The following is a 13,251-nucleotide window of genomic DNA, read 5'->3' as shown; positions in this document are numbered from 1 at the left end:
CAAACGGATACATGAAATTATGAATTTATTAGCATCACGCATAGTCAAATTCGATCCGCGGTATCTTTTTATATTAGAATAGGCTTAAGAAACCTAAACTTACGCTAATTTTCCATTTAATCTCCGTTTAATTATCCGCGCCTAGAATCCAGTCAACCACCCCTAATGAGACTGCATTCATGAATACACTATTAATTACTGGCGCAACCGGTTTTTTGGGCGGAGCCGTTTTAGAAAACATTCTGAATCAGACAAATGGATTTAATCTGCTGCTTTTAGTTCGTGCCAGTAATGATGTATCTGCGCTGGAACGGATAAAGGAAAATCTGCGCAAATTCAATATTGCAGAAGAAAAACTGGCCACACTTAGCCCGCGGAATATCCTGTTGGGTGATTTAGTAGAACCTGAAGCGTTTCTTAACGACCCGCGTCTGGGCCAGGTTACTCATGTCATCAATTGCGCCGCCGTCGCCTCTTTTGGCAACAACCCGCTTATCTGGAAAGTCAATGTCGAAGGAACGCTGAAGTTCGCCCGGAGAATGGCCTGTGTCGGCAGCCTGCAGCGTTTTCTTCACGTTGGTACAGCAATGTCATGCTCCCCAGACCCCGATTCACTGGTGGCCGAAAGTGCAGAGTTTCGCGAGCGTGCTGAGCATCTGGTTGAGTATACGCACTCTAAATCCACGATAGAACGTCTGATACAACAGGAATGCCCAACATTACCACTGGTTATCGCGCGGCCTTCGATCGTTGTTGGCCATACTCATCACGGCTGTAAACCCTCCAGCAGTATTTTCTGGGTATTCAGCATGGGTCTGATGCTACAAAAATTTATGTGTTCGATGGAAGACCGTATTGACGTGATCCCGGTTGATTATTGCGCCGATGCATTGCTGATGTTACTGAGCAGTCCACTTGCTCGCGGTGAAGTGGTGCACATCTCAGCAGGAGAAGAAAATAGCGTGAGGTTTGCAGATATTGATAACGCGATGGCATCTGCGCTGGAACAAGCTCCCGTCGGCAATAAATACGCACAGGTCAGCTATGAAACGCTGGTCCAAATGCGCCGTGAACTGAAGAATATTTTTGGCCCCTGCAACGAACGACTAATGCTGAAAGCCATGCGTCTTTACGGCGCGTTCGCAACGCTGAACGTGCGATTCAGCAATGATAAGCTGCTCAGCATGGGGATGCCGAAGCCGCCGCGTTTTACCGATTACATTGAGCGCTGTGTACAGACGACACGTGGGCTGACTATTCCACAGCAAATGGCAGTGGACTTTAAATAGGTTGCTATTGTGCAGGCAAAAAAATGCCAGCCCGAAGGCTGGCATTTTTAAATCAGAGAAAGAACAGGATTACGCCTGACCTTTGATCTCTTTACGACCGTTGTACGGAGCTTGTTCACCCAGAGCTTCTTCGATACGAATCAGCTGGTTGTACTTAGCAACGCGGTCAGAACGGCTCATAGAACCAGTTTTGATCTGGCCTGCAGCGGTACCAACAGCCAGGTCAGCGATGGTAGCGTCTTCAGTTTCGCCAGAACGGTGAGAGATGACAGCGGTGTAGCCAGCGTCTTTCGCCATTTTGATCGCAGCCAGAGTTTCGGTCAGAGAACCGATCTGGTTGAATTTGATCAGGATGGAGTTAACGATGCCTTTTTCGATGCCTTCTTTCAGGATCTTGGTGTTGGTTACGAACAGGTCGTCACCAACCAGCTGGATTTTGTCGCCCAGTACTTTAGTCTGGTATGCGAAACCATCCCAGTCAGACTCGTCCAGACCATCTTCGATGGACACGATCGGGTACTGTTTGGTCAGTTCTTCCAGGAAGTGAGTGAATTCTTCGGAGGTGAATGCTTTGTTGCCTTCGCCAGCCAGAACGTATTTACCGTCTTTGTAGAATTCAGACGCTGCACAGTCCATCGCCAGAGTGATGTCTTTGCCCAGCTCGTAGCCAGCTGCTTTAACCGCTTCAGCGATTACCGCCAGAGCTTCAGCGTTGGAACCCAGGTTCGGCGCATAGCCGCCTTCGTCACCCACTGCAGTGTTCATACCTTTGGCTTTCAGAACTTTAGCCAGGTTGTGGAACACTTCAGAACCCATACGTACAGCTTCTTTCAGGGTTTTAGCGCCAACAGGCTGAATCATGAATTCCTGGATGTCGACGTTGTTGTCAGCGTGCTCACCACCGTTGATGATGTTCATCATCGGAACCGGCATGGAGTATTTGCCCGGAGTGCCGTTCAGTTCAGCGATGTGTGCATACAGCGGCAGGCCTTTAGCAGCAGCAGCTGCTTTGGCGTTCGCCAGGGACACAGCCAGGATGGCGTTTGCACCGAAGTTGGATTTGTTTTCAGTACCGTCCAGATCGATCATGATCTTGTCGATGCCAGCCTGATCTTTAGCATCTTTACCCAGCAGAGCCTGAGCAATCGGGCCGTTAACAGCTGCAACAGCTTTCAGTACGCCTTTACCCATGAAGCGGGATTTGTCGCCATCGCGCAGTTCCAGTGCTTCGCGGGAACCAGTAGAAGCACCTGACGGAGCTGCTGCCATACCAACGAAACCACCTTCCAGGTGTACTTCGGCTTCAACAGTCGGGTTACCACGGGAGTCGATGATTTCACGACCGATGATTTTAACGATTTTGGACATTAGGTTTTCCTCAGTACAAGTTAAACTAAAACTCCAGACAAACAATGCACCCTGATGGGTGCATTGCCGTTCTAACTTTTTACTTCTTACTTCGCCTGACGCTTCTGATGTTCACTGGCGGCTTTCACAAAGCCGGCGAACAGCGGGTGCCCATCACGTGGCGTGGAAGTAAATTCCGGGTGGAACTGACAGGCCACGAACCACGGATGATTCGGTACCTCAATGATCTCGACCAACTGATCATCACCGGAACGGCCTGCAACACGCAGACCCGCAGCTTCAATCTGTTTCAACAGCATATTGTTGACTTCGTAGCGGTGGCGATGGCGTTCAACAATTGTCGGCGTACCGTACAGTTGACGAACCAGACTCTCATCGCTCAACTGACACTGTTGCGCACCAAGACGCATTGTGCCGCCCAGATCGCTCTTCTCGGTACGGACTTCGACGTTGCCGTCTTCATCACGCCATTCAGTAATCAGGGCCACCACCGGGTACTTACAGTCTGGCACAAATTCTGTGGAGTTGGCGTTGTCCATTCCCACGACGTTACGAGCAAACTCAATCAACGCAACCTGCATACCCAGGCAAATACCCAGATAAGGAATATTGTTCTCACGCGCAAAGCGCGCTGTCGCGATTTTACCTTCAACACCACGGTAGCCGAAGCCGCCTGGGATCAGGATTGCATCAAGACCTTTCAGGATCTCAACGCCGCGCGTTTCGACATCTTGCGAATCAATCAGCTTGATGTTGACGGTGACACGATTCTTCAAGCCACCGTGCTTCAGCGCTTCGATAACTGACTTATAGGCATCCGGCAGTTCAATGTACTTGCCGACCATACCAATAGTCACTTCGCCTGCCGGATTCGCTTCTTCGTAGATAACCTGTTCCCATTCTGACAGATTCGCTTCCGGACAGTTCAAGCTGAATCGTTTACAAATATAATCGTCAAGGCCCTGGGATTTCAACAGGCCCGGAATTTTATAGATGGAATCGACATCTTTCAGAGAAATCACCGCTTTTTCCGGAACGTTACAGAACAATGCAATTTTTGCACGTTCATTAGCCGGAACTGCGCGATCGGAGCGACAAATCAGGATATCTGGCTGAATACCGATAGAAAGCAGCTCTTTTACCGAGTGCTGAGTCGGTTTAGTTTTGACTTCACCTGCCGCCGCCATGTACGGAACCAGCGTCAGATGCATAAACAACGTGTGCTCACGGCCAATTTCTACGGCCATCTGGCGAATCGCTTCAAGGAACGGCAGAGATTCGATATCCCCAACGGTTCCGCCGATTTCAACCAGAACAACATCATGACCTTCGCCGCCTTCCAGAACGCGTTCTTTAATGGCATTCGTGATGTGCGGGATAACCTGAACGGTCGCGCCCAGATAGTCACCACGGCGTTCTTTACGCAGAACGTCGGAGTAGATACGACCGGTGGTAAAGTTGTTACGGCGGCTCATTTTCGTACGAATGAAACGCTCATAGTGACCCAGGTCCAGGTCGGTTTCAGCGCCGTCTTCGGTAACGAACACTTCCCCGTGTTGGATAGGGCTCATAGTACCTGGATCGACGTTGATGTACGGATCCAGTTTCATCATGGTTACATTGAGGCCACGGGCTTCAAGAATGGCTGCCAGGGAGGCTGCGGCAATGCCTTTTCCCAGAGAGGATACGACCCCGCCGGTCACAAAAATATAGTTCGTTGTCATGCTGGACCTGAGAAGTTAGGGTGAAACGATGGAATTACCAAGACGGGAAAGTAGTATACCCGAACATGACGAGCGCCACAAACTTTCATTATTCCTCCTCTTCACCAGGCTCACATTAACATCGGGAGTGAGAAAATAGCCCCTTTGGGGTAAATGTTTTTGACGTAAATCAAGCGCTTGTTATTTAAAAAATCACACAAATCGCCCTTGACCGATGAAATCCCTTAGAGATCAATTTCCTGTCGTTTTACCTGTTGCCAGACTTCTTCCATTGTTTCCAGATCAACACCTGTCATTTCCAGACCGCGGGCAGCCACAATTCGCTCAACCTCACGAAAACGGCGCTCGAATTTTTCATTCGCTTTCTGCAAAGCAGTCTCTGCTTTTGTCCCTAAATGACGGGCCATATTGACCGTGGCAAACAGCAGGTCGCCCATTTCCTCCTCCAGTTTAGCCTGGTCAACGACAGCCTGCTTCGCCTCGAACATGACTTCGTCAATCTCTTCGTAAACCTTGTCGACAACCGGCCCTAATGTTTTCCAGTCGAAGCCAACATTTGAGCAACGTTTCTGGATTTTCTGGGCGCGCATTAGCGCCGGTAAACTACGGGGAATATCGTCCAGCGCGGAATGTTGTGACTTCTCGGCACGTTCTTCTGTTTTGATTTGCTCCCAACGGGTTAGCACCTCGGTGCTGTTACTGGCAGAAACATCTGCGAAAACATGCGGGTGGCGGCGTTCAAGCTTATCGCTTATCGCAGCACAGATATCATCAAAGTTGAAGCGCCCTTCTTCCTGTGCCATCTGGGCGTAAAACACCACCTGGAACAACAGATCGCCTAATTCACCACGCAGATCGTCGAAGTCTTCGCGCGCAATGGCATCAAGTACTTCATAGGTTTCTTCGAGGGTGTAAGGGGCAATAGTGGCGAATGTCTGCTCTTTATCCCACGGACAACCGTTTTCCGGGTCGCGCAGGCGCTGCATAATACCGAGCAGTCGATCGATTTGGTTCATTGGAATATCCTGAAATTTCAATATAGTAGACCGGATATGGCGACAGCCAACATCCGGCGATATAGCAATGCCTGATGGCAACGCTGACGCGTTGCCATCAGGCCTGCAAGATCATCCGGCCTACAAAATAATTAATTACCGTGCAGACGGCGTGCGTCGATCACATCCGGCACCTGGTTCAGCTTGCCGAGCACACGTCCGAGCACCTGCAGGTTGTAGATTTCGATGGTCATATCAATGGTGGCCAACTGTTGTTTGGTATCACTCCGGCTGGCAACCCCCAGCACGTTCACCTTTTCGTTGGCAAGAATCGTCGTGATATCACGTAACAAGCCGCTGCGATCGTTAGCCTGGACGCGAACCACCAGCGAATACCCTGCCGAGTAGCTTTCGCCCCAAACCGCGTCAACAATTCGTTCCGGCGCATGCGAGCGCAGTTCATTCAGCTGTTCGCAATCCGCCCGGTGGACGGAAATACCGCGTCCCTGGGTGATAAACCCGACAATCTCATCGCCGGGAATCGGCTGGCAGCAGCGAGCGATGTGGTGCATCAGGTTACCCACCCCTTCAACCACCACGCGACCGTCGTCTTTTCGGCGACTCTGCGGCGCCTGCGTTTTCTGCTGAAGTTGTTTCAGCGCGGCGGCATCCTGTTCGGCAGCGCTTGGTTTATTAAACTGCGCCTGCAGGAAGTTCACCATCTGGTTGAGGCGGATGTCTCCTCCGCCAATCGCCGCCAGCAGCTCATCCAGCTCATTGAAGCTATAGCGCGGCAGCAGATGTTTTTCCGCTTCTTTCAGGCTAATACCTAAATGCGCCAGCTCATCGTCGAGGATCTGGCGGCCCGCCAGGATGTTTTTGTCGCGATCCTGTTTACGGAACCAGGCGTGGATCTTCGAACGCCCACGACTGGTGGTTACGTAGCCAAGGTTAGGATTTAGCCAGTCGCGGCTTGGGTTTGGCTGTTTCTGAGTGATGATTTCGATTTGATCGCCCATCTGCAGCTGATAGGTAAACGGTACGATGCGCCCGCCAATTTTCGCGCCAATGCAACGATGCCCCACATCACTGTGAATGTGATAAGCAAAATCGAGCGGCGTTGAGCCCGCCGGTAAGTCCACAACATCGCCTTTTGGCGTAAAGACGTAAACTCTGTCATCAAAGACCTGGCTACGCACTTCATCCAGCATTTCACCGGAATCCGCCATCTCTTCCTGCCAGGCTATCAGTTTACGCAGCCACGCAATGCGGTCTTCATGACCAGAGCGCGCCGCGCCTGAAGCAGTACCTTCTTTGTACTTCCAGTGCGCGGCAACACCCAGCTCAGCATCTTCGTGCATCTGTTTGGTACGGATCTGGATTTCAATGGTTTTACCGCCAGGCCCCAGCACAACCGTATGGATTGACTGGTAACCGTTAGGCTTTGGATTGGCAACGTAGTCATCGAACTCATCAGGCAGATGGCGATAGTGAGTATGCACAATCCCCAGCGCGGCATAGCAATCCTGTAAACGCTCAGCCACGATACGCACCGCACGCACATCGAACAGTTCGTCAAAAGCCAGCTGCTTTTTCTGCATTTTGCGCCAGATGCTGTAGATGTGCTTCGGACGTCCGTAAACTTCGGCTTTGACGCCTTCCGTTTTCATCTCTGAGCGCAAATGACCGACGAATTCATCAATATAATGTTCCCTGTCGATACGACGTTCATGCAGCAGCTTGGCAATACGTTTGTATTCAGCCGGGTGCAGGTAACGGAAGCAGTAATCTTCCAGCTCCCATTTTAATTGCCCGATGCCTAATCGGTTAGCCAGCGGGGCGTAGATATTGGTGCACTCTTTTGCCGCCAGTACGCGTTCATCTTCCGGCGCATCTTTCACTTCTCGCAAATGGGCAATACGTTCCGCCAGCTTGATGACCACGCAGCGGAAGTCGTCGACCATTGCCAGCAGCATGCGACGAACGTTATCGACCTGCTCGGAAGAGACTGAATCGGTATGCGTGGCTTTAAGTTGGCGTATCGCCGCCATATCACGCACACCATGGATAAGGTTAACGATTGACGTGCCTACGCTCTCGCGCAGGATGTCTTCACTCACCACATTGGCATCCGCCAGAGGGAACAGCATCGCCGCTCGCAGCGTGTCGATATCCATGCTCAGCATGGAGAGTATTTCCACCATTTCGACGCCACGCCACAGCAGCAGATCCGCATCCGGATGCCCCTGTGTCTGCTGCAGGCAATACGCCCAGGTTTCGGCTAAGCGTTCACACGACTGCTGGCTGGAGATCCCAAGACTCGCGATCCATTTCTTAGGATCAAACTCACCAGCTTTATTTATATGTGCACTTCTTACCGCAACCATCGTCCTCTCCTTAAGGGGCATGGCCTGTCGAAGTCGACAAGCCGTACCCATTGTCTTTCACGTTGCATTACAACCCGAAATCCAATGGGTATAAAATTCATTACAAACGCTCAAACAGGACCATCGATTCCAGATGTCCAGTGTGCGGGAACATATCGAGCATCGCCAGTCGCCGAACGGTATATCCTGCATTGAGTAACGCTTCGCTGTCACGAGCCAGCGTAGCAGGATTACAGGATACATAAACAACGCGGCCAGGGTTTAACTTTATAATATGTTGCATCACGCCGGCAGCCCCCGCACGCGCAGGATCGAGCAATACTTTATCAAATCCGTTTTTTGCCCATGGTTGTTTGGTGACATCTTCTTCAAGGTTTTCATGAAAGAATGTCACATTGTGTAGTCCGTTATTCCGCGCATTTTCCCGGCCTTTTTCCACCAGCGCAGGGACACCTTCAACACCCACAACGCTCGCTGCTCGTACGGCCAACGGCAACGTAAAATTCCCCATACCACAGAACAAATCGAGCACCCGGTCCTCTCGCTGCACATCCAGCCATTCCAGCGCACAGGAAACCATTTTTTGGTTTACCCCTTCATTGACCTGGATAAAATCACGCGGGCTGAAGGTTAAACGTAGTCCATTTGAATCATACCAGGGCGATTCTTCTGAATTTGATTCCAGTATCTCGCTTTGCGGAGCCAGAAACAAAGACAGTCCCTGAGAATGCGAAAAGCGTTCCAGTTTTTCTTTATCCGCGGCACTCAATGGTGCGGTGTGGCGCAAAATCATCAGGGTTCCACTTCCAGCCTGCACCAATTCGACATGCCCCAAGTGACGCAGCCCCTGCAGACTCTGCAGGCATGCCCGAATTTCAGGCAGCAACGCCTCAAGTTGGGGCACCAAAATAGGGCATTGCTTCACATCAATAATGTCGCTGGAGCCGGACTTGCGAAATCCCATCTGCAATTGCTGCTCTTTCGAGCGATAGTTCAGACTTAAACGCGCGCGGCGTCGATAGCCCCACGGGGTATCGGCGATAACTTCTGTCACCTCACATTTCATTAAACGCGATAACGCTGCACTTTTGCTACGCTGCTGCAACGAGATGCTGGCGTGCTGCTGTTGGCAGCCACCACAGACCCCAAAATGTGGACAACGTGGCACTTCACGTTCCGAACTGTCGTTTAAACGACGTTTGACTTGCGCGCGGGCGAACTGTTTTTTATCTTCAGTTATCACCACTTCTGCGCTTTCCTGAGGCAGCAATTCCGGTATAAACAGGGCTTTCCCGTTATGACGAGCAACGCCCTGACCAAAAGAATCAAGGTCATTGACGGTAACGGTTATGATCTGACGCGTCGTCACGCGTCGTTTTGCAGAGTAGAATTGCGCCATCGACGAGATATTTCTCTATTGAACAGTGTGACCCTAATTGTCCCATAACGGAACTCCATGACCAACTACAGCCTGCGCGCACGCATGATGATTCTGATCCTGGCCCCGACCGTCCTGATAGGTTTGCTGCTCAGTATCTTTTTTGTTGTGCATCGCTATAACGACTTGCAGCGTCAACTGGAAGATGCTGGTGCCAGCATCATCGAGCCACTCGCGGTTTCCAGCGAATACGGCATGAACTTGCAAAACCGGGAATCCATCGGCCAGCTTATCAGCGTGTTGCATCGTCGCCATTCCGATATTGTGCGGGCAATTTCCGTCTATGACGAAAATAACCAACTGTTCGTCACCTCCAACTTTCATCTTGATCCGTCAGAGATGCAATTGGCTACCGGATCGCCGTTTCCGCGAAAGCTGAGCGTAACCCGGCACGGGGATATCATGATCCTGCGTACCCCTATTATATCGGAAAGCTATTCACCTGATGAATCTGCCGTTAGCGATGCCAAAAACACCAAAAATATGTTGGGGTATGTGGCGCTTGAGCTGGACCTCAAGTCCGTGCGATTACAGCAGTACAAAGAGATCTTTATCTCCAGCGTCATGATGCTGTTTTGTATTGGCATTGCGTTAATTTTCGGCTGGCGTCTGATGCGCGATGTGACCGGACCAATTCGTAACATGGTGAATACCGTTGACCGAATACGTAGAGGTCAGCTCGATAGCCGCGTGGAAGGTTTCATGTTGGGCGAACTGGATATGCTGAAGAATGGCATCAACTCGATGGCAATGTCTCTCGCCGCCTACCATGAAGAGATGCAGCACAATATCGATCAGGCGACTTCAGATCTGCGCGAAACGCTGGAGCAGATGGAAATCCAGAACGTTGAGTTGGATCTGGCAAAGAAACGCGCCCAGGAAGCTGCACGTATTAAATCAGAGTTCCTGGCGAACATGTCTCATGAGCTACGTACACCGCTAAACGGTGTCATTGGCTTTACACGCCTGACACTGAAAACCGAGCTCAACACCACCCAGCGCGATCACCTGAATACAATTGAGCGCTCTGCTAACAACCTGCTTGCTATCATCAATGATGTGCTCGACTTCTCTAAACTGGAAGCGGGTAAACTGATTCTGGAAAGCATACCGTTCCCGCTGCGCAGCACACTGGATGACGTCGTAACGCTGTTAGCGCACTCCTCCCATGACAAAGGGCTGGAGCTAACACTGAATATTAAAAATGACGTTCCGGACAATGTGATTGGCGATCCGCTGCGCCTGCAACAGGTCATTACCAACCTGGTCGGCAATGCCATCAAATTTACCGAGAGCGGCAATATCGACATTCTGGTTGAAAAACGCGCGCTCAGTAACACCAAAGTCCAGATTGAAGTTCAAATCCGCGATACCGGTATTGGCATCCCGGAACGCGATCAGTCACGTCTGTTCCAGGCTTTCCGTCAGGCTGATGCCAGCATTTCGCGCCGTCACGGCGGTACCGGACTTGGCCTTGTGATCACACAAAAACTGGTCAATGAAATGGGTGGGGATATCTCGTTCCATAGCCAACCCAATCGCGGTTCCACTTTCTGGTTCCATATCAGTCTTGATCTCAATCCTAATGTTATCAGCGATCGTTCAACCACCCGCTGTCTGGCCGGAAAACGACTGGCTTACGTTGAACCAAATGCTACCGCCGCGCAATGCACGTTAGATATCTTGAGTGAAACGCCGCTGGAGGTGATTTACAGTCCTTCATTCTCTGCATTACCGGCAGAACACTACGATATCCTGCTACTTGGTGTCCCCGTCACTTTCCACGAGCCGCTCACCATGCAGCATAAACGTCTGGCAAGCGCAGCCGCAATGACCGATTTCCTGTTGCTGGCGCTGCCTTGCCATGCGCAGATTAACGCTGAAAAATTAAAGCAAGGCGGCGCGGCGGCATGTCTGTTAAAACCGCTCACCTCAACCCGATTACTGCCTGCGTTAACCGAATATTGCCACCTGAACCAGGGTGCAGAACGCCAGTTGTTAGATGAAAGCAAGATTGCGATGACCGTGATGGCGGTGGACGACAACCCGGCGAACCTGAAGCTTATCGGCGCATTACTTGAAGATAAGGTTCAGCACGTCGAGCTGTGCGACAGCGGACAGCAGGCGGTGGACAGAGCCAAGCAAATGCAGTTTGATCTGATCCTGATGGATATTCAGATGCCAGACATGGACGGTATTCGTGCCTGCGAACTGATCCATCAGCTTCCACACCAGCAGCAGACACCGGTTATTGCGGTAACAGCACATGCCATGGCAGGGCAAAAAGAGAAGTTACTCAGCGCCGGAATGAATGACTACCTGGCTAAGCCGATTGAAGAAGATAAATTGCACAGTTTGCTGTTGCGCTATAAGCCCGGTGCCGGCACATCAGCCCGGGCTATCGTGGCGGCCCCCCCTGACCCCGTGGTCAACCCGAATACGACCCTCGACTGGCAACTGGCTTTGAGACAGGCTGCCGGTAAAAACGATCTGGCGCGGGATATGCTGCAAATGCTGATCGATTTCTTGCCTGAAGTCCGTAACAGAATTGAAGAGCAACTGGTGGGTGAAAACCCTGAAGGGTTGGTGGATTTGATTCATAAACTACACGGCAGCTGCGGTTACAGCGGGGTTCCCCGCATGAAAAACCTGTGCCAGCTTATTGAACAGCAGTTACGTAGCGGGACCAAAGAAGAAGATCTGGAACCAGAGTTTTTAGAGCTTCTTGATGAGATGGACAACGTCGGGCGAGAAGCGAAACGGATATTGGGGTGATATTCGCCGAATGCGGCGTAAACGCCTTATCCGGCCGACAGGTTTCGCTGTTTACCGTAGGCCCGATAGGCGTCGCGCCATCGGGCACATCGCTGGAGCGGCGTAAACGCCTTCTCCGACCTACAACTCAGCGTAATTGCTGCCCTGCTTTAAGCGTTGCGGCCACGTTTCGTGCCGTCATCCGCACATTTTCACTCGCATTATCCAGCGCCTCATCCAGCGTGCAAATGGTATAAATCACGCTAAAAACAGCATCAATTCCATGCTCATGCACCACGCCAACATCTGGTGTCAGGCTGCCTGCAATACCAATGACGGGCTTATTATATCGCTTTGCAACGTTCGCTACGCCCACCGGGACTTTGCCATGGATCGTCTGACTGTCAATACGCCCTTCCCCGGTCACAACTAGATCTGCATCCGCAACGCAGTCGGCGAGGTGTAACGCATCCGTCACGATCTCGATACCACGGCGTAGCTGCGCGCCGCAAAACGCATACAGTGCAGCACCCATGCCTCCGGCTGCGCCTCCACCGGCCAGATCCAGCACGTTAACGTCCAGATCGCGGGCAATCAGTTGTGCATAGTGCGTCAGCGCATTATCCAGACGGGTGATCATCTCTGGCGTTGCCCCTTTTTGTGGACCAAATACTGCAGAAGCGCCCTCTTTACCGGTCAGCGGATTCGTGACATCACAGGCCACTTCGATACGACAGGTGGCAAGGCGCTTATCTAACGCTGAAATATCGATCCTGGTGAGCGCTTCCAGACCGATCCCGCCTTGTGCAATCTGGTTATTCTGTGCATCCAGCAATTTGGCGCCCAGTGCCTGCACCATACCGGCACCACCATCATTGGTCGCACTACCGCCAATCCCGATGATGATGTGTTCTACACCCGCATCCAGCGCATGGCGAATCAACTCTCCGGTCCCCCATGAGGTGGTTTTCAGCGGGTCGCGTAACCCTGCCGGAACTCGCTCTAACCCACTGGCGGCCGCCATCTCGATAAACGCTGAGCGCTCATCTCCTGATACCCCATAAAATGCCTGTACCTTACTTCCCAGGGGCCCCGTAACATCAACATGCACAAGGTGGCCCGCCGTAGCGGCAACCATCGCCTCGACCGTTCCTTCACCACCATCAGCGACTGGTATCTTTACGTAATCCGCATCAGGCCAGATCTCACGAAAACCCTGCTCAATGGCAGTTGCCACCTCAAGCGCACTCAAACTCTCTTTATAAGAATCCGGTGCAATTACTATTTTCATAAGCC

At 51.5% G+C, this 13,251-nt stretch carries 8 protein-coding genes; 2 read left to right on the top strand and 6 right to left on the bottom strand.

What is annotated here, in order from left to right; all coding sequences use genetic code 11:
- The first annotated feature begins 179 nt into the window (after positions 1-179).
- Complete coding sequence (locus OGY19_RS19155) at positions 180-1,289, top strand: SDR family oxidoreductase (protein ID WP_115601559.1); 1,110 nt, start codon at positions 180-182, stop codon at positions 1,287-1,289.
- 69 nt (positions 1,290-1,358) lie between these two features.
- Here OGY19_RS19155 and eno read toward each other — a convergent pair whose 3' ends face one another.
- From eno to rlmD, 5 genes are all read right to left on the bottom strand, one after another.
- On the bottom strand, positions 1,359-2,657 hold the full coding sequence (eno, locus tag OGY19_RS19150) for a phosphopyruvate hydratase (RefSeq protein ID WP_003034129.1): 1,299 nt from the start codon (positions 2,655-2,657) through the stop codon (positions 1,359-1,361).
- A gap of 86 nt (positions 2,658-2,743) precedes the next feature.
- Positions 2,744-4,381: a glutamine hydrolyzing CTP synthase gene (gene pyrG / locus OGY19_RS19145; RefSeq protein WP_005130912.1), complete on the bottom strand. Its 1,638-nt coding sequence runs from the start codon at positions 4,379-4,381 to the stop codon at positions 2,744-2,746.
- A gap of 224 nt (positions 4,382-4,605) precedes the next feature.
- Positions 4,606-5,397, bottom strand: coding sequence for a nucleoside triphosphate pyrophosphohydrolase (mazG, locus tag OGY19_RS19140; protein ID WP_048213071.1), 792 nt, complete (start codon positions 5,395-5,397; stop codon positions 4,606-4,608).
- Positions 5,398-5,528: 131 nt separating this feature from the next.
- On the bottom strand, positions 5,529-7,763 hold the full coding sequence (gene relA, locus OGY19_RS19135) for a GTP diphosphokinase (RefSeq protein ID WP_048213072.1): 2,235 nt from the start codon (positions 7,761-7,763) through the stop codon (positions 5,529-5,531).
- Between the two features lie 100 nt (positions 7,764-7,863).
- A complete protein-coding gene (rlmD, locus tag OGY19_RS19130) occupies positions 7,864-9,162 on the bottom strand; it encodes a 23S rRNA (uracil(1939)-C(5))-methyltransferase RlmD (RefSeq protein ID WP_115601558.1) in 1,299 nt (432 codons plus the stop codon).
- A 57-nt stretch (positions 9,163-9,219) separates the two neighbouring features.
- Between rlmD and barA the strand changes: the two genes are divergently transcribed.
- Positions 9,220-11,976: a two-component sensor histidine kinase BarA gene (gene barA, locus OGY19_RS19125; protein ID WP_048213074.1), complete on the top strand. Its 2,757-nt coding sequence runs from the start codon at positions 9,220-9,222 to the stop codon at positions 11,974-11,976.
- Between the two features lie 127 nt (positions 11,977-12,103).
- On the opposite strand, the gene OGY19_RS19120 is transcribed toward barA, so the two are convergent.
- Positions 12,104-13,246: a glycerate kinase gene (locus tag OGY19_RS19120; protein ID WP_115601557.1), complete on the bottom strand. Its 1,143-nt coding sequence runs from the start codon at positions 13,244-13,246 to the stop codon at positions 12,104-12,106.
- Between the last annotated feature and the right edge of the window lie 5 nt (positions 13,247-13,251).

This window comes from Citrobacter sp. Cy070, from assembly GCF_030332245.1.
In the GTDB taxonomy this organism is placed as follows: domain Bacteria; phylum Pseudomonadota; class Gammaproteobacteria; order Enterobacterales; family Enterobacteriaceae; genus Citrobacter; species Citrobacter youngae.
This window is presented reverse-complemented; position numbering and strand designations above follow the sequence as displayed.